Source organism: uncultured Turicimonas sp. (assembly GCF_902477955.1).
GTDB lineage: Bacteria > Pseudomonadota > Gammaproteobacteria > Burkholderiales > Burkholderiaceae_F > Turicimonas.
In genome coordinates, this window is record NZ_CABSJB010000002.1 from 105378 (window position 1) to 123979 (window position 18602).

Sequence of the window (18602 nt, forward strand, 5' to 3'; positions counted from 1 at the left end):
CAATACTTTTGCCCAATTTAAGCACTTGTTTTATTTTTTCTTGGAAGCACTTACTTTGTACGGAATGATTGTCGTTCTCGATTTATCTCCTCAAAATTTAATTTTTAGCTAACCCACCAACTTTCGAACCTATCTAGATTTGCCATTTTTATCCTTCTTCGGGCTATGATTTGCCTCAAATTATATAAATAACCTTAAGCCTGAGATAAATGTATATACATGCACGTTCCGTATGCCCGAAAAGCGGCAGAAATAAGCTCGTCGCTGCCATAGCCAGCGCGCTCGTCGCCCTTCCTCTTGGAATACCATCTGATGGGTACTCCGCCGACTCAAACGTTGCCTTCCCAGCAGACGACGTCCTAACAATTTCTGCCACGTCATATACGGAGGAGGGGGGGTACAGCGCTAACGCCCATACCTAAACAAATAACAAAAAAGAAGTATAAAAGACTCCCGGATTTCTCCACTGAAAGATGGGCATTGTTTCTCACGGATCCGAAATGGAGCACTTTGAGCGGTAATGCTGATTACAGCTCTTTGAGCGAACCTACGTACAATAATTCCCAACTCGTCATTACTGCCACTGGAAGCAATATGGCTGGAGAAGAAGAGTCAAAAAGATTCTCGATTTTCGGTGCTTACTATGACGGAGACAATAAAAATGGAACAAAGGATGGTACAGATGGCCTTAAGCGTCAAACTCCAACTGAAGACCAACGTAAGCTTTTAAGCCAATACTTTAGCCAAAGGACTCTTTCCCTTACACTCGAACCGGGCAAAGAACCTTATACCCTGTATGTTTCGGACGTTTTCGGGGCAAATAATGACTTTGCCGGAAGAGCTGTAAGTAACACAGCTACGCCTAAAGACAGCGATTTCGTAAAATCCAATAATAATTCTGTTCTTATTAATCTACAGAACAATACTTTGAACTTCAAGAGAATCAAAGGAGGCAAAGGAGTTAGCTGGAGAGAGCTCACCGGCGACAATAATGTCAAGCCTATTACTCAAGCCTCGTATAACCTAGTTGTAATAGAAGGCGCAGAAAATTCTCAAAAGCAAATTAATCTTATCGGTGTTTATGACCAGCAAGCAGAGGGAGGCACTGCTTCAATCAAACCTGTAGACAGAGAGTTTTACTTGAATCCCTCCATTTTCGGAGGAGATGCCCTTCAGGCGGATCACAATATTGTCTTTTTAAAAAATGTTAATACAGACGGGATCGCCCGCAAATTCGGCATTGTGGGAGGTAGAGCTCAAGACGGCACTGCAGTAAATGGCTCGACATCCGTTGGGGCAGACAGCCGAAACAATTTAGTCTTGATTCAAAACTCTATTATTGGTGTTGATGGGGAAAAGAGCGAAGGTACCAATGTGTACGGGGGCCTCGGCTACGCTTCTGCACAAAATAATGCTGTAGTCATAGACAACACCAAGATCTTAGGCAATGTTTCCGGAGGCTTAAGTTTTTTAGATAATGTAATGTTCGACGGCTCTTACCACAAGTTTGTCTATGGTTCAAACATTTCTAGTGACGGTTTCAATGCCGATCAAGTGCTAAGAGCCTTTAACAAAGGTCTGACCGAAGACCACAACAGCGTCTACCTTAACCAGGCTGTGCTAGAGGGAACTTCCGCCGTCTACGCAAGCTCCGGTGGCCTTATCAAAACAACAGATAATTACCCCCAGGGATATATATCTTTTGTTGATTCTAAGCTTGTCAACCTGAGAAGAGGTACCGTTTACATAAACGGGGCTAACCGAGCCTCATCGATTTATGCCGATACGGTGTACTTTGGTAAGGTATTTGACTCTTCTGGAGAAAAGCTTTTAGCGGATAGCTATACCGATGCTAAACCTATTCCCGTCACTTTTGGTCATAGCCTTTCAAAGTCATACATCCGGACCTCCGCTGGTTTCCACTCAACGTTGACACGCTTGAACGAAGACCAAAGTGATATCACACACGGAAAACACAATTACTGGACCAATGTTGTCGTGAATTTAGGCGATGTCACTGAAATTAATGGTGACGGCAAGCATTTGAATACGACTGTTCCTGTCTTTGAAAAAGAAGTAAAAGATGGAAATTCATATGCTGTCGCGAAGGACACGTTATTTTCCCTTCTCGCCCAAGATAATGTCGGAGGATCAAGTACCTTCTTGGCAATTTCTTCAGGCTACCACACCGATTCTGATGGGAAAATTCTTGACAACACACCCGTTCGTGCCCTCAATCTAAACTGGTCTCGTATCCTTGAATACCGCCTTTCTTATGCATCCGGCGGAAGATATTCGAAAGATAAGGACAAAGAACTGACGGTCACTGTCGGACAGCCTGCCCCGTCATATTCGAATGCTGCCGTACCGCTTCCGCTGCTCCAAGTATTCCAAGGAGGAACAGAAATTTATTCTCCCTCCGAAACTTATGTTTGGGTTGACGACGACAAGAACTGGTACGAAGATGCCAAACACCAAAACTTAATCACAGACAAAATCGCTTTCCTGAAAAAGGTCCAAACTCAAACCTCAGAAGAAGACATCAAGTTATCAGCCGTTATTCAACAAGATAGAAACGGAAGGTCAGTAGCTGTTGCAAATGCCACCTATTCTCTCCTCCCTTATCTGAGCGTCGGGGAACTCTATGAGGTTAAAGATACAGACGGACGCGTAGAGAACTTTAAGGGCCATATTTTTTCTTTGACCCCACTGCTTGATGAAGATGTTAAGAATTTTGTATCAGATAAGCGTGTGAAAGAAGGGGTTGATGTCTTCATAGGCAAAGGCAAAGACAACAACGAACTCGATCCTAAACGACTTTACTATTTTGAAAACGGCAAGTACTACGAAGAAGTAGCTTCAGCCGGAGATATTGTAAGCGTCACCAATCTATCCGGAACCAGTGCCGGAACCAGTGCCGAAGCCGGTGGTCTTGCCTTAGGTTCGCGTCTTATGAAACTCGAGCTCTTGGACCAAGTGGTTCTGAATGGGCTGACCGAAGATCAAACAGACATCTCTACGGATTCCTACACCGCAGAGATGGAGCTAACGGGCATAGGAGGAATTTATATTCCTGCTTCAAATACTGTCTTCATCGGAGGAGAGAACTATCAAAATTCTTTCTCTGGTAAGACGGAAGTCGGAGCATCCGGAAAACTTTCCCTAGTCGCTACCGAAGCTCTCGGAAATACCGAAAGTGTAGTGCTTGGAAGTGCGGCTACTCTTACCGTTTCCAAACGCATTGATTCCAAAGAAGATAAACCGACTACTTCTCAGACGATAAAGAATATCAATGGGGCTGACGACAAAACCTCACTGGTTATAGAGAAAGATAATTCTCTAAAACTTACGGGATCTACTGATGCAGGCCAAATCGGAATTGTCAGTGGAGCAGGAAATCTACGCATTGAAAATACTAAATTTAAAATTTTGTCTAGTGGCACCTTCTCCGGTCCTACCAATCTGACTGCATCAACCTTAACGCTTAATAAAGCCGACAGTCTGGGAACAAGTGCTGTTACATTTGTCGCCAACTCAAAGGTTATTTTTGAGTCTCCGGATGGAACCTCGAACAATAACAATACTTTCCAAGGTGAGGGTTCCCTTCTGGTAAATGGCGGATCCCTGACTTTGGCTGGAAAGTACGTTGATTTAACCCCGACCTTTACTGGCGGTCTAACCCTTGAAAATGCCACAGTTTCTACTGACAAGGAGAGCGACTACGGTTGGAAGAGAGTGGGCTCAGGAAATATCGCTTTAAACGGCACCTCTTCTCTCACGGTCTATTATTCAAACGATCAAGAGAAAGACAGTGCGTCTTTTGAAAATAAGAAGCTCTCAGGCAGTGGAACTCTGAGCCTCGTTAACTCCGGGACAAATCAAGATAGTTTTAAATTCGGATCTCAGAACAATTCCGGTACTTTTACCGGCACTCTTGCTCTCAACAACGTCGGTATTTCACTTGACGGTCAAAATGCGACCGCAATGGGAAATGCTTCACTTAAGCTCGATAATCAATCCACAGCAGCTATTGTCAAGGAAGCATTTAAAACTACAGGAAAAGTCAGCTTTCTAGCCGGTGCCACACTGGATTTTTCCTCTGTACCAAGCTACCTGGGTGCCAAAGAAATTTCCAACACCATTACCGCCTCCAAAGGATTTGACTTTTCGAATTCCCCTCAAGGAAAAATAAAAGTTAACCTCAGCGGTAAGGTAGGCAAAGGCGATGCCGCTTTGGATTTGCCTCTCTTAGATCAAGACAACGGCCCTGTAAGACTTTACTTTGGATTCGGCAATGTCACTGGAAGTTTGGCCAATATCAAATTAGTCGATGCCGACGGAAATGACCTAGACCTAGGCTCACAAACATTCGACTATAAAGATGGGACTGCTGAGTTGACCTACTCGTGGGGTCTTACTGCCGATGCCTCCGATTCTCCTCTCTTCGGCACCTCTGAAGGTTTTGGATTAGGCTACAAACTTACAACCGTCAACGTCAATAAGGACCAGACCTTGGTTTTAGGACCTGTCGAAAAAGGTAACGATTCCACTTTGTCGGCGAAGTTAACCAGCAGCAAGGGAAGCGACAGCAAAGTCGAAATTCACGGAGAACTCAACTTTGATAATCGCACCAATAACTTTGACAGTACGCTGATCCTTACCGCAGACTCTTCTTTGACAGCCGTGGCTGGAGCCCTTGGTCAGAAAAGTGAATTGTTTGCATCCGAAGTTTCGCTTGAAGACGCTTCCACACTTACTCTCAAAGATGGTTCTCATACCATCGGAAGTCTCAATACTGCTAGCTCCAGCACAGTTGTAATGAATGCAGCCACTGACCTGACGATTAGAGGAGACTCTACAGTTGAGGGAACCTTGAAAGGTGGTAATAGCCTTAATTTTGAAGGAAAAGATGGCTCGGTGCTAGATGTCACCCTCTCCTCTTCTAACGATCAATTCAAGGCACCTGTTTCTTTGAAATACACTTCCCTGACGCTTGGGGAGGTATCCTCACTCGGAAGTTCTACCATTGAGCTGGGTCAGAACAGCACGGTTCAATACCAAGGCACTGATTCCTGGAGCTCTTCTAACATCTTCGAAGGAACAGGAAGCATCGTTTATCAAGCACAAGACAGTGAAGCCAACATTTTTACTTTTAATGAAAAACAAGGAGAGTTTTCGGGAACCCTCGTGCTTCAGCAGGCACACATAGAACTTTCTGATAAGCAAAAGCAAAATGTGACGGCATTACAAAACGCCACGTTAAAGCTGGAAAGCAATTCTTCCGCACTGGTAATAGGAGAGAGGAAACTCTCCCAACTTGAAATGTCCTCCGGCTCAGTGTTGAAGTTAGGAGAAGTTGACTTAGTCAATCAAAAAGCCGCCGGCAGTCTGCAAGTCAATAAATTAGGAGCCATTGACGACCAGATTAGCCTCGACGGATTTACTGCAAATATAAATGATGAATGGTCAAAACTTCTTGATTTGGATGAAACTGCGTATACCACGTTAGTTAGTGGTCCTAAAGACACCTCAACTTCCAATCCACAGTTCACTTATTCCGTGGTTACTGCAGAAAAGAAACTTGAGCTGGCTAAAGGTGTTGAGGGAACCTTCGACATCGACTACTCAGATACAAAAGATGAAAAAATCGGTGCCTTCGTTACTTCAATCCTCACTTTATTGGATGTACAAGAAGAAAAGACCGTAACCTTTAAAAAAGGCATTGGTGCCCAAGGTGATGATTTTTCGGCGGGTATCCTCGGTGAAGGCACAATTATTATTACGGATAATCTAATCTTCAATGCCGCTAAAGGAGCTACTGAATTTAAAGGGAAACTAAAGGTTAATTCTGACAGCTCTTTGACTTTACAAAATGCAGAGGGCTTAGGAACCCAGGGTAGTCACGTCTCTGATATCGAAAACTCTGGCACTATCAATATTGACGAGCAGACGTACGCCAATAGAATTTCCGGAACAGGGAATTGGAACTTAACAAAAGCTTCCTCCTCTAGCCTACATCTGGTTAACGCAGGGGGAAGCATCGGCAATTGGAGTGAAGGAACTTCTTCATGGATTCAGGGTACCCTTGGAGGCAACGGCAACATTCTTGTGGATGAAGGAGCTCTCAGAATCGAAAGTTCTAATAAAGACCTAAAAGGGAAATTAGAGATTGGTTCTCAGCAAACTAAGGCTGAAGTTAAGCAAACTAAGGCTGAAGTTATTTTGACGAAGACCGATTCTGTCGGGTCAATGGCTATTGAAATTGCGGAGGAATCTCTCCTGACCTTGAAAGGTTTAAATGGAAACTTTGACAATGTTTTGACTTCCACTAATGGCAATGTCCAAGTCACTTCAGGCTCTGACCTCACAATTACTCACAGCGACGGGTTCCAAGGAAGTTATAAAATAAACAATGGTTCTACACTTTCTTTCGCTGAACTTACCGGCTTTGCTAATGCAACCAACGTCAGTGCGAATGTTGAGAAAGGATCCTCCCTTCTCTTGAAGTATGACGAAGAATGGGAATTAAAGAATGTCATCTCCGGCGGTGGAACGATTGCTATTGGAGCAGGAAATACTGCCCATCGAATAATGTTTACAACTGATGTCGCTCAAACGATGGGAGAACAATTCTACGGTGACATCCATGTTGAAAATGCTTTTGTCGATCTCACGGCAAATGCCCAAGCAGCCCTGACCCGAGGCTCACTTGTCTTAGATAAAAACGGAAAAGCCCTAATCCAAGTCCCCTCAAGCGATACTCCCTACAAAATCGGTGGTCTGAGCTTTAACGGAGGAACATTGGATGCTTCGAATGCTATCGTCACTCCGGGCAAAGCAGATGCCAAGACCTTATTGAATATCAGCGGCTATCTCGAATCCGGGGACAAAACAGGCACGCATGAGTTAAAGCTCTCCGGCACAGGCAAAATCCAAGTTGGCCTATCCGAAAGTGCCGTCAACTCTCAAGACAGTTACTACGAGGCCATTAAAGACTTCTCTTTACTTGACCAAGACGAAGGTACCCTAAATGGCGTTCTTCATGCAAAAATTGTCGGACTCTACAATGAAGATACTTGGAAGAACACATCACTCGTTGTAGGCGACCTTGACAAAAACAAACTGGTCAGCGAATTCTTTGATGAAAGCGGAAATGCACGCCAAATCGAGGACAGCACACACAAGCTTTATTCTGGTGATCAGGAAGATCAAAACCAAATAGGGACAGGACACTATAACTTCAGTCTCTCAGCCTTTACCTCTGAACAATCCGCAGAAAAGGCAGGTATTTACGTCGGTTACGGTCTTGTCGGCGTAGAAATTAAAGGAGGTAAGACTCTGACCTTAACACCGGGACGATTAGCCGGTGGAGATACTTTCTCTGCATGGATCAAAGACGAAGCCGGTTCAAGCGGCAACCTTGTCATTGCAAAAGGCCAACAAGAAGGAAATATTATTCGGCTGCAAAATAGTGCCAATGCTTACACAGGTACAACAACCGTTACTCAAGGCATGAAGCTTGTAGCTGCGACAGATAGCGCTCTTGGCAAGACAAGTGAACTCATCCTGGATGCCGGTTCTTCATATGAACAAGCCGCCGGAACAACTCAAACTATCGGAAAACTCAACCAATTCGCCGGACAAAGCTCTGTATTCGTGGATAAGAATGCTGTTTTGACTCTGGCTAAAGGTGGACTTTCCAACGGACATAATGCCCTGACAGGAACCGGCACCCTTAAAGTCGAATCTGAGACTTTACAGGTCTCTCACTCTAATGCCGGACTCACAGGAAATGTGGAAATCGCCAACGATGCTTCCGTCCTCGCTCTATCCTCTCAATCTTTGGGTTCTTCGGACGTTACTCTGGAAGAACAAGGCAACCTAACCTTCAAGGACATTGCTGACGGCTCCTCCGTCTCCAACACTTTCCATGGAGACGGTTCGATCAATCTGGCTAAGTCCGATATAAAGTTCTCAAAATCCTCCACTGGATTTACCGGAACAATCGTTCTAGACTCCCCCTCCCATCTGGCTGTGGAAAAACTTGATGCTTTAGGAGCCTCCGAGATTAAGAATGAAGGTACTCTGCACTTGAACCTTGACGCAGATGAAGGATGGAACGAGGTAGCGCTGGTAACTCGTTCAGCCGGTAGCAGAAAACTTACCGGCTCCGGCAATGTCATTAAGACAGGAAAAGGTGTCCTCACGCTTCATTCTAATTACGCTTCTGAAGGCACAACCACCATCGAACAAGGCGGAGCAATTTCCGGAACTGCAGAAGATCCTTTAAATCTTGCCGCTTCCTTTGATGTCCGAAAAGAGGCTTATTTACAAGCTTTCGGATCGATAAACAACCTGACAAATGCCGGTACCGTTTACCTTAACGGCATTGATGCCAAGAAGACCACGGAAAGTAAGCTGACCGTAAACGGCGACTTTGTCGGCAAAGGAGGTACTTTAGTGTTTGATGCAGATTTGGCTTCAGATACCAACTCCCATCAAAACACTCTCCTCGTCAAAGGAAACGCGACAGGGAACGGATTCATTCGAGTTAATAACTTGGATGGTAAAGGGGCTCAAACTCAAGAAGGCATAACCTTAGTCAGCATCGAGGGCAACTCTAATGTCAGCTTCCTGCTCGACGGGGCAGCCAAAGCCGGGGCCTATGATTATCTCTTGATGAATTCTGCGGACAATAAACGCTGGTACTTAAACTCTGTGAACCGACGCGTACGCTCTGAGGCCGGTACGTACATCGGCTTAGCACTAGCTGCCGAACAGATGAATATGCGCCTGCACGACAGAATGGGTCAGGCCTACGTGGTCGATCCACAATCAGGCGAGCTCCGTCAGGCTGCAGGATGGGTCCGTCAGCTTGCTTCTCACTCTCGCTTCAGTACCGAAGGAGAAAAGACTCGACTTTCTACCTCCGTTACTCAGCTGGGTATGGACGCTCTTCGCTTCAAACCCTCTGCTGAAACCAATGCTGTCGCTGGTTTTTATGCTGGCGGTCTTTACGGAAAATCCAAGACAAGGGCAGCTTCCTTCTCCAAAGGAAAAATCGATGGTTTCGCCCTTGGCGTTTACGGCACCTTCTATACCGGCGCTGATGCAGATGACGGCTTCTACACTGATACTTGGCTGCAGTACGGACGCTATGACAACCGGATTACCGGAGAAGATCCGGAGCTCAAATTCCGCTCTCACGGATTCACTTTCTCCGTCGAAACAGGTTATAGCTTCAAACTTGCCAAGACAGGCACTCAGAAAGAAACCGACTTCATTATTCAGCCGCAAGCTCAGCTCATCGTCACAGACTTGAAGAACAATTCTGTCAGCGATACCCACGGGTATAAATTTAAACAGCTCGGTAAGAATAATGCCACGGTTCGTCTTGGAGCCCGATTCATGGTTAAGCAAGATACGAAGCTAACGGCGTTTGTCGAAGGCAACTGGCTGCACAACACGAAGAAGGCCGGTGTACAGATGGGAACCGAAGGTGTTTACATGAGCGGAGGCAAAAACACCGGTGAAATCAGACTCGGTGCGGAAGGCTCTCTCAGTCGTAACCTGAAAGGCTGGGTCAGCGGATCATTCCGAGCCGGGCAGTCCGGATATCACACCGAATCTGCACAGGTTGGCCTGAAGCTGCTCTTCTAAGTACTCGCCTTATCACGCACTATCAAAATGACTGAATGGAGTCTCTGGCTCTAGACCGGAGACTCCAATGAGGTCCTTAGATGGGATTTGAGCTGAAAAAGTTAGCTAAAAACTCACATCGGAAAGGTTAATTGTTTAGGCGCTTTTTTATGTTCCAAAACCTTTTGAACAATATATGAAGTAATAATTTTGTTATTTTCGATGGATTGCGAGATCAACAGATCAACCACCAAAACATCTCCTGTGGAAAAATTCTCCTTTCCGTCAAGAACGCTATTCATGAAATCTTCATCTTTAATTGTGGCAAAAAAGTAGAGATCTCCCATTTGAAATTTCCACTTCCGATCTTTTTCAAAATAAGGTACCTTCAAGAGAAGTGCCACATTCCTTAGCGTGTTCTCGGAAAATTTTTTAGGAGAGACACCTCCTATAAAACTTTTATTCTCTTTTTTGTCCATAGTAAATGTCTCTTGAGTGGAAGACAGTTGTATTTCATTTATGGCATCAGCTTCCAAAGAACCTCGACCCTATCATCCCTTTCGAAGATTCTTTCTCGCTGCCGACAAGACTTCTCTTCCGCCATCTTGTTGTTCAGGCCAGATGTTTGAGCTAATCCATGACACGTTACCAGTAACTCGAGAGCACTTAGTAAGAAGAGAGAACTGCCAAACCGCAGGGCGGATAGACCGGCCGATTTTTAGCTGCATTTAAAAGTTAGGTTCTGCAGGGGAGCCTACTTTCTTCTCAACTAAACATTCTGTGATACGCGCTCCAAAACCTAACCAATTGTTAGGTTTTGGAAAGTGCTGTGTAGTCTTAAGCGCCGTAAGCCTTTCTGTAGGCCTCAATGGCTTTCTCGTATTGCTTAAGTTCGGAAGCTTCTGAGTTCTTCAGATAACTCATCAAGTCTTTCAAACTAGCAATTGAACAAACGGGAATTCCGTATTGTTCTTCTACTTCTTGGACTGCAGATTGTTTTTTAACTGTTTCTGCGTTGCCTGCGCATTCCATTCTGTCTAACGCAATGAGAACGCCGGAAGGGACGGCACCGTTGGCGCGAATAAGGTCAACGGACTCTCTAACGGAAGTTCCCGCAGAAATCACGTCATCGATAATAACAACGTTACCTTGAAGAGACGCCCCGACAATGGAGCCCCCTTCGCCGTGATCCTTGGCTTCCTTTCGGTTGAATGCAAACGGAAGGTCTCGGCCGAGTTCGGCCATGCGGATTGCAACGGCACAGCCCAAAGGGATGCCTTTATAAGCAGGGCCAAACACCATATCGCACTTTACTCGCCCTGTATCGATTGCGGCGATAAGAGTCTTCGCGTAAAAATCTGACAAAGTATGAAGCATGGAGCCGGTATTAAAAAGGCCCGCATTGAAGAAGTACGGGGACAAACGGCCTGCTTTCGTCTTAAACTCTCCGAATCTGAGAACTTTTGAATCAATACAAAATTGGATAAAGTTTTGCTGTAGAGTGGACATTTCAGGTAAGTAAAAAGTTAAACGATTAATCTTACGATTTTAGAATTTTTTCCAGTGTAAAAGTGCTACGAGTTATCACCATCAATACAAACGGCATCAGAAGTGCCTCTCAAAAAGGTTTTTTTAATTGGATGAAAGAACAAAACCCGGATTTTGTTTGCATCCAAGAACTGAAAGCTCAAGAATCTGATATATCCGAAAATATTCGGAACTGTCTGGGCTATAACTTTTATGCACACTATGCTGCCAAAAAGGGCTACTCAGGCTGTGCCGTGTACAGCAAAGAAAAAGCCGACAAGGTCCGTTTAGGATTCGGCATTGAAGAGTTTGACAACGAAGGCCGTTACGTTGAACTCTCCTTCAAAAATTTTATTTTGATTTCAGTTTACTTCCCTTCAGGAAGTTCCTCGGATGAACGTCAGCAAGCTAAATTCCGTTTCTTGGACGTATTCCTGCCTCACCTTCGTGAACTTAAGAAAACCGGAAAAGAAATTCTTGTTTGCGGAGACGTCAATATTGCTCACAAAGAAATCGATATCAAGAATTGGAAAGGAAATTTAAAAAATTCCGGCTTCCTTCCTGAAGAAAGAGCTTGGATGACAAACCTTTTTGATAACGAAGGGTGGTTCGACATCTTCAGAAAACTAGATAAACGTCCGGAGCAGTACACTTGGTGGAGCAACCGAGGCCAAGCCAGAGCTAAGAACGTTGGCTGGCGCATTGACTATCAGATTGGCACTCCCCTCATCTGCGATGCGGCTGCAAACGCATCGATTTATAAGGAAGAAAGATTCTCGGATCACGCTCCGCTCATCATCGACTATTTGTTTTCACCAGAACATGAAAGCTGAACAAGTACTATTTTCTCAAGGTTTCGGCACTCGCCATGAATGTGTCGGAATCATCGCCAACGGAAGATTTAAGGCAAACGGCGAGCTCGTTACCGATCCTTATGAAGAGATTGATACCGACAATCTCACTTTTGAGGTTGACGGCAAACCGTGGAGATTCTTTGAAAAGGCCATCATCCTTCTCAATAAGCCTCAGCATTACGAATGCTCTTTGAAGCCTCTGCATCATCCAAGCGTACTTTCTCTTCTTCCGCCGCCTTTGCGCGTTAGAGGCGTGCAGCCTATCGGGCGCCTTGATGAAGACACAACAGGACTTCTCCTTCTGACAGATGACGGCAAGCTCAATCATCGCCTGACTCATCCTAAGAAAAAAGTGCCCAAAGTGTATAGAGTCACTGCAAAGCATCCGATTACCGATAAAATGATTCAGCAGCTTCTGGCCGGCGTAAAACTCGATGACTCCGACGAGATTGTTAAGGCCCATGAGTGTTCTTTAATTTCAGAAAAAGTTCTGGATCTGACAATCTTTCAAGGCAAATACCATCAAGTAAAGAGAATGCTTGCCGCTGTCTCCAATCGAGTTGAAGCTTTAGAAAGAATCAAATTCGGGAAATTAGATCTTCCGAAGGATTTGCCTCTCGGAGAATGGACTTGGGTTGACGCTCCTTCAGAGATTTATTAGTTTCTATGTCTGATTCTGCTTCTTGGAAATCCCTCTTTAAGATTTATCTTCAGCCTGTCTGTCTGAGGATGTTTTTGCTTGGGTTTTCCGCCGGCCTTCCGCTTCTTTTGGTGTTAGGAACGCTCGGCTTTTGGCTTAGAGAAGCAGGAGTTGATTTAAAAACCATCGGCTTTATGTCTTGGCTTGGACTAGCCTATGGATGCAAATGGCTGTGGGCCCCTCTCGTTGACAATATCAGCCTTCCCTACCTGACCGCAAAACTAGGTCAGCGCAAAGCGTGGCTTTCTTTTTCTCAGGTTCTAATCGTCATCGGTCTGCTTGGAATGGCTTTCAGCAATCCGCAAACCCAACTGCTTCAATTAGGCATCTTTGCAGGGCTGACGGCCTTTGCTTCCGCTACTCAAGACATCTCATTGGATGCCTATAGAATCGAAAGTGCCGCCGAAGAATACCAGGGTGCGCTGGCCGCTTCCTATCAAACGGGCTATCGATTAGCCATGATTTGGGCCGGTGCAGGAGCTTTTGCCATTGCGGCTTTTGCTTCAAGAGCTGACGACGCTCTTACCTACGATCAGTTCGGCTGGACAGTAGCTTATACGGTGATGGCAGCTTCTATGGCGGTAGGCCTCTGTTCAACGCTTTTATCCCCGCCTCCTAATGAGGCCGACAAAGAACATAAAGCAGAACAACTGGCTCAAACCAAAACAGCCATCGACGCATTCTGCCTAGCACATCCTAACCTTCCGCTTCCGGCTTCCAAAATTATCGGATGGCTGAAAGTTATCTGTCTTACTCCGCTTTATGATTTCTTCATTCGCTACCGTTGGCACGCCGTTGCAATTCTTCTGCTGATTGCAACATACCGCATCAGCGATGTTGTGATGGGAGTCATGAGCAATCCCTTTTATCGGGACTTAGGATATTCAAAGGAAGAAGTTGCCGCTATTTCTAAGATCTTCGGCGTCATCATGACTTTGGCGGGGGCTTTCTTAGGAGGCGCCGTCGTTCTTAAGATTGGTGTTCTTAAAACTTTGTTCTTAGGTGCAGTCCTATCTGCAGGAACAAATCTTTTGTTCTCTTGGTTAGCCACCGTCGGCCATGACGTAACCTTTCTGATTTTTACCATCAGTGCCGATAACCTTGCAGGTGGATTGGCCAGCGCCGCGTTTGTGGCTTATCTCTCCGGACTTACGAACGTCGCCTATTCAGCGACTCAGTATGCGCTGTTCTCCTCAATCATGCTTATTCTGCCGAAATTCCTGGCAGGATTCTCGGGAGTAATCGTGGAAGCCGTCGGCTACAGCAATTTCTTTATCGGCACTGCGCTGCTCGGCCTCCCAGTCCTAGTTCTAATTCCTCTTATTGCTTATTTGCAAAAGAAGAATCCGCCAAACTAACTTTCAGGCTCTTCTTCCTCGGCCAACTTCTCTTCTACATCCCGCGGAAGAGGATAACCCTTCATGCCGTTTGCCATGATAGCCACGTTATTCACAACCGCTTCAAGCGCATCGTAGAAATCGTCATAGGTGACTGCCGTTTCTTCGACTTCTTCACCGGCTTCATTCTGCGGTTTGCCTAAAATGGATTCCAAATTAGAAGTGCCAACTACTAAGGGATAAACGGAATCCAGATCATTGAAGTTCAAGTTATTCGGGATGTCGTAAATAGCACAGTAGAGACCGTTAACGAAGGGGCTAAGGTAGCTGAGCTGTTCTTCCAGAGGTTCGGCAAGAAGCTCTTCAGTTTCCGGCTCAAAGCGTACCGGATCAATAACCTGAGAATTCTTAAGCTGTTCGTTGATTTCTTTATATCTCTTCATCAGAAGTTTTCTGAGTTTCTTGAAATCTTCAGTCTCAGCGATTGGCTTCCCGTCTTTGGCAAAAACTGCTTCAATCCAAACACGATGTCCCGGAGCATCCGGTAAAAGAGCCCATCCGGTTAAAAAGCCGTCCAAAAAAGAAGCGTCGATGTCATGCGGTCCGACTTCCTGAGCTACTGCTTCGGTCAGGCGTTCCATCTCTTCGAACTCTTCCATCGTCAGGGCATCGTTTTTAATTGACATTTTTATCCTCGTGTTTAGTCATGAAATTGTTTATTGCTGTCTTTACTTCAGCAGACGTATTTTTTCTCAGCAGATTCTTAGCAAACTTTTGGCACTCTTCCAGTGTCAATTTCCTAATCTGTTTTTTGACGGAAGGAATCTGCATTGCCGCCATCGAAAGTTCTTCGAATCCCAAACCGACAAAGAACGGCGCCAAATTTTTCTTTCCGCCCATCTCGCCGCACACTGAAAGCGGTTTATTAAGCTTCTGAGCCGCCTTTGCCGTATTAGCAATCAAATGGAGGACTGCCGGGTGGTATTCGCTGTAAATCGGAGCAACAGATGGATTTCCGCGGTCTACAGCCAACGTGTATTGAACCAAGTCGTTGGTTCCCAATGATGCAAAATCTACCTCTCGAAGGAAAGGCTCAGGGCGAATAGCCACGGCCGGAACTTCTACCATAATTCCAACCGGAACTTCAGGATTGAAGAGCTTTCCTTCTGCAGCAAGCTGTGCCTTTGCCGTCTCGATATATCTTTTTGCCTCAATGATTTCTTCTATGGAAGTTACCATCGGAAGCAGAATCTTGACGTTTTCTTTATATGCTGCACGGAGAATTGCTCTTATCTGAGTTAAGAAAAGGGAGGGATTAGCCAAGGTAAAACGAATGGCCCTCAGACCCAAAGCCGGATTTTCTTCCTCTTCATTTAGAGCAGTCTGAGGAAGGTTGGCCGCCTTCGCCTCGTGGGTCAGAAGTTTATCTCCTCCAACATCCAAGGTTCTAATAGTGACGGGCCTGCCGCCCATCGACTCGATAAGTTCTTTGTAGCTTTCGTACTGTTCTTCCTCGTCAGGAAGGCGGTTTCTTCCCATGAACAAATATTCACTGCGGAAGAGCCCCACGCCCTGAGCGCCCTGATGCAAGACTTCATCCAAGCCGGCAACCATGGCGATGTTAGCCAGAAGCTTAACCTTATGCTTTTGGTCCTTTGTTTCTGCGACACGTCTGCGGGCACGGTAGAACTCGGAGTAAAGCTCTTCCTGCTCTTGGACTTGAGCTGTAATTTCCAGGATCTCTTCCGGCGAGGGATTACAGATTATTTCTCCGGTATTAGAGTTTACGAAGAGCTGATCCCCATCTTGAATCTGGCTTCTAGCTCCTGCAACCCCAACAACTGCCGGTATAAACAATGTCTGCGACAGAACTGCAGTGTGAGATGTCGGTCCGCCTTTCTCTGTGATAATGCCTACAAGGTCAAGGTCTTCATATTCAGTCAGCCAAATCACGTCCGCCAAAGATAGGTCGTTCGTAACAAGGATGACTTCTTCTAAGGCCGTTCTTACTTCAGCCTGCAGTCTTCTGCCCTTTCCGAGAAGCTCTTCCTGCAGACGATTGACGGCATGTTCAATATCATCACCGCGTTCTGCCAAGTAAGAGTCGGTCATATTTTCGAAGACCGCCTTTACCTCTTCCAAGTGCTGCGCCAAAGCCCATTCCACATTGATCAAGCGTTCGGCAATAATATGATCAACCTCTTCTTTCATGGTTTGATCATTGATGAGCATCTTGAACATTTCCAAGAAGGACTTCAGCTCTTTCGGGGCTCTCTTCGGCGTTCTGGAGAGCATGCGGTTAATTTCTTTATTAACGGAAGCAATTGCCTTAACCAATCTTTCTTTTTCTGATTCTATTTGGTCAGGAGCGATGGAATACTGAGGAAGCTGTAGCGGAGCCATCGCCATTACACGTGCTCTGCCGAAACCGAGTCCGCTCGATACGCCTATTCCGCTAAGTTCCTTTCTGCCTGTTGCGCTGCTTTCCGTCATGGCTTACTGAGCCTCACCAAACTTATCTTCAAACATCTGTTTGAGTTCCGAAAGCATCTCTTCTTCATCGGTTCCGTCTCCGATTAAAGTCAGCTCGGTTCCCTTAGAAGCGGCCATCAGCATCACTCCCATGATGGACTTACCGTTGACCTCTCTGCGGCCATTGGTGATCTTCAAAGAACTGAGAAATTCGTTAGCTTTTTGAGTTAATTTAGTAGCCGGTCGGGCATGCAGACCAAGCTTATTCAACACGGTAACTTTAATTGTTTTCATTAGTTGTTCTCGTTGCGATTTGCGCCGCCTCAGAAGCCTTCTCCAACAATACTTCCAGAGGCTGATTTCTGTAGCAGAGGAGTTTCATCAGAAGAGGGAGGCTTAACGGAGCGATGCATTCGCAATTTTTTTCTTTTGCAAATGCGCAAACGACATTGCCGGGTGTTGCACCAAAAACATCGACCAGCACGACTTTCTGGTCCGCATCTATCGCATTCCAAGCTTTTTCGAGCTGCTCCTGCTGCAATTGCCGATCCTCGTCGGAATCTATATCCACTGCCTCCACGGCCTCCAGTCCCGCAAAGATTTCTTCAGCGACTGAATTAAACGCCGAGGCTAAGGGCTTATGAGCCACGAGTAGAAAACCTGTCTTCACAAAGAATACTCCTCCAGAATCCCACTAATTTTAGCCAAAGTTTCGAATCCTGGAGCTGCATAAAACCGAAAAAGAACAATCTTGAGTACCTTCAACTATGCTGTGTTCAAGAAATTCTCTGTGCGTTTTTCCTTCTCTGTACAGGCATAAGGCCAGAGACATTATGAAGACAAAGACTTGAGCCAAAGAAAATCTCTTCACCGCTGTAAAGGCGAAGCGTTCAGATAACCAGAGGTTTGTCTTGTTATTTTCTGTGAACGGCTACAAAATTACGTCTAAGTTTTCTTTTCTCGATTGCACAAAGAGGCGCATCCGGCCCACGCACATAGAAAATACAAAGAGTTCAAATATGGATAAAAAACCCAATAAGTTGGAAGAAGCTCAAATAGTACTTGAAATTTTAAACCGGATTCCTTACAGCCCGAATAAAACCAGTGCTGAAGATATCATCGAATCATTGGAAGCGGCCAGCATCCATTTGTCCAAAAGGTCGGTACAAAGATATCTGAAAAGAATATCAGAGTCAGATTCTTTCGGAGTTGAACGTGATCCTCGCGACAGGAAATTCGGCTACAGTCGAAACCGTTCGGAAAATAAATGGGAAACTTTGGAACTTAAACCTAATGAGTGTCTTCTTTTGAAGTTAGCTCAGGAATATATCAAAAATCAAGTTCCAGGCTCTATCCTTAAGTCTCTTGACTTCCTATTTGCCAAAGCCGATAAGGTTTTAAATGAAAAACACTCCAACCGGAAAGAAAAAGAATGGCTGCAAAAGGTAGCCCTTGTCTCCCCGGCCCTTCCCCAACTTCCTGCCAAAATTCTGCCGAGGATTTTTGATGAGGTTTCTAACGCATTATTCGAAGAGAAAAAACTTCGAATTAGCTATAAGAATATGCATGGAGTTTGCAGAACAGGAATTATCAATCCTTTAGGGCTCGTACAGCAACAATCTCGCCTTTATTTGGTGTGCACCTATGAGAACGATGACAAAATTTTTCATTTAGCGCTTCATCGAATCAAAAGCGCCAAGATGACAGATTTCTCAAGAGAGGTACCGAAAGATTTCTGCCTCTCCGAATACCTTAACTCTCGGCATTTCAACTACAGTGACGGCGAAAAAGTACGTTGGGTATTGGAATTTACTGGAGAAGATTCGGCACGAAATTTTGAAGAAACACCTTTTGCCAAAGATCAAGTATTGAAAAAACTAGATAACGGCAAATACCGGCTCGAAGTCGTCCTTCAAGACTCACGTTTACTTGATGGCTGGATTGCTACCTATGGAGACCTCTATCACATCACAAAAGAAAGAAGGTATCCTCTCTGACGAGGGCTGGAGGAGGGTGCTTTTTCCTCCTCCTCTTCCCACTTTTCGGAGTAGCTTTGCTTTTAACGGGCTTCTA

The 18602-nt window shown here is 45.3% G+C and carries 11 protein-coding genes; 5 read left to right on the top strand and 6 right to left on the bottom strand.

Translation table 11 applies throughout. From position 1 onward, the window contains the following. Window positions 1–510: 510 nt before the first annotated feature. Complete coding sequence (locus tag RDK53_RS01325) at window positions 511–9660, top strand: autotransporter outer membrane beta-barrel domain-containing protein (protein ID WP_308512932.1); 9150 nt, start codon at window positions 511–513, stop codon at window positions 9658–9660. A 113-nt stretch (window positions 9661–9773) separates the two neighbouring features. Here the strand turns inward: RDK53_RS01325 and RDK53_RS01330 are convergent, their stop codons facing one another. Both RDK53_RS01330 and pyrE read right to left on the bottom strand, forming a co-directional pair. Continuing rightward, window positions 9774–10118 (bottom strand): hypothetical protein, encoded by a 345-nt coding sequence (locus tag RDK53_RS01330; RefSeq protein ID WP_308512933.1) that lies wholly within the window; start codon window positions 10116–10118, stop codon window positions 9774–9776. 358 nt (window positions 10119–10476) lie between these two features. Then, a complete protein-coding gene (gene pyrE, locus RDK53_RS01335) occupies window positions 10477–11148 on the bottom strand; it encodes an orotate phosphoribosyltransferase (RefSeq protein WP_308512934.1) in 672 nt (223 codons plus the stop codon). Between the two features lie 62 nt (window positions 11149–11210). On the opposite strand from pyrE, the gene RDK53_RS01340 reads away from it, so the two are divergent. The 3 genes from RDK53_RS01340 to RDK53_RS01350 are packed head-to-tail and all read left to right on the top strand — an operon-like array spanning window position 11211 to window position 14078. Next, the gene (locus RDK53_RS01340) at window positions 11211–11999 is read left to right on the top strand and encodes an exodeoxyribonuclease III (RefSeq protein WP_308512935.1); all 789 of its coding nucleotides are present in this window, start codon (window positions 11211–11213) and stop codon (window positions 11997–11999) included. Continuing rightward, a complete protein-coding gene (locus RDK53_RS01345) occupies window positions 11989–12681 on the top strand; it encodes a 16S rRNA pseudouridine(516) synthase (RefSeq protein ID WP_308512937.1) in 693 nt (230 codons plus the stop codon). Before RDK53_RS01340 ends, RDK53_RS01345 begins: the two co-directional genes overlap by 11 nt. 5 nt (window positions 12682–12686) lie before the next feature. Further along, the gene (locus RDK53_RS01350) at window positions 12687–14078 is read left to right on the top strand and encodes an MFS transporter (RefSeq protein WP_308512938.1); all 1392 of its coding nucleotides are present in this window, start codon (window positions 12687–12689) and stop codon (window positions 14076–14078) included. Here RDK53_RS01350 and RDK53_RS01355 read toward each other — a convergent pair. The 4 genes from RDK53_RS01355 to RDK53_RS01370 are packed head-to-tail and all read right to left on the bottom strand — an operon-like array spanning window position 14075 to window position 17199. Beyond that, window positions 14075–14743 carry a UPF0149 family protein gene (locus tag RDK53_RS01355; RefSeq protein WP_308512939.1) on the bottom strand — a complete coding sequence of 223 codons (669 nt, stop codon included), beginning with the start codon at window positions 14741–14743 and terminating at the stop codon, window positions 14075–14077. The two genes, RDK53_RS01350 and RDK53_RS01355, sit on opposite strands and share 4 nt — an antisense overlap. Then, window positions 14733–16550 carry a phosphoenolpyruvate--protein phosphotransferase gene (ptsP, locus tag RDK53_RS01360; protein ID WP_304703183.1) on the bottom strand — a complete coding sequence of 606 codons (1818 nt, stop codon included), beginning with the start codon at window positions 16548–16550 and terminating at the stop codon, window positions 14733–14735. The genes RDK53_RS01355 and ptsP overlap by 11 nt, the downstream gene beginning before the upstream one ends. Window positions 16551–16553: 3 nt before the next feature. Continuing rightward, entirely contained in the window at window positions 16554–16823 is a 270-nt protein-coding gene (locus tag RDK53_RS01365) for an HPr family phosphocarrier protein (RefSeq protein WP_304703182.1), read from the bottom strand. Next, complete coding sequence (locus tag RDK53_RS01370; RefSeq protein WP_304703181.1) at window positions 16810–17199, bottom strand: PTS sugar transporter subunit IIA; 390 nt, start codon at window positions 17197–17199, stop codon at window positions 16810–16812. Before RDK53_RS01370 ends, RDK53_RS01365 begins: the two co-directional genes overlap by 14 nt. 349 nt (window positions 17200–17548) lie before the next feature. On the opposite strand from RDK53_RS01370, the gene RDK53_RS01375 reads away from it, so the two are divergent. Beyond that, window positions 17549–18526: a WYL domain-containing protein gene (locus tag RDK53_RS01375; protein WP_308512940.1), complete on the top strand. Its 978-nt coding sequence runs from the start codon at window positions 17549–17551 to the stop codon at window positions 18524–18526. Window positions 18527–18602: the final 76 nt, after the last annotated feature.

Bases quoted from the DNA above. Each gene is read 5' to 3' on its own strand.
- RDK53_RS01345 (WP_308512937.1), top strand. From the start codon at position 11,989: ATGAAAGCTGAACAAGTACTATTTTCTCAAGGTTTCGGCACTCGCCAT.
- RDK53_RS01375 (WP_308512940.1), top strand. From the start codon at position 17,549: ATGGATAAAAAACCCAATAAGTTGGAAGAAGCTCAAATAGTACTTGAA.
- RDK53_RS01350 (WP_308512938.1), top strand. From the start codon at position 12,687: ATGTCTGATTCTGCTTCTTGGAAATCCCTCTTTAAGATTTATCTTCAG.
- pyrE (WP_308512934.1), bottom strand. From the start codon at position 11,148: ATGTCCACTCTACAGCAAAACTTTATCCAATTTTGTATTGATTCAAAA.
- RDK53_RS01355 (WP_308512939.1), bottom strand. From the start codon at position 14,743: ATGTCAATTAAAAACGATGCCCTGACGATGGAAGAGTTCGAAGAGATG.
- RDK53_RS01330 (WP_308512933.1), bottom strand. From the start codon at position 10,118: ATGGACAAAAAAGAGAATAAAAGTTTTATAGGAGGTGTCTCTCCTAAA.
- RDK53_RS01365 (WP_304703182.1), bottom strand. From the start codon at position 16,823: ATGAAAACAATTAAAGTTACCGTGTTGAATAAGCTTGGTCTGCATGCC.
- ptsP (WP_304703183.1), bottom strand. From the start codon at position 16,550: ATGACGGAAAGCAGCGCAACAGGCAGAAAGGAACTTAGCGGAATAGGC.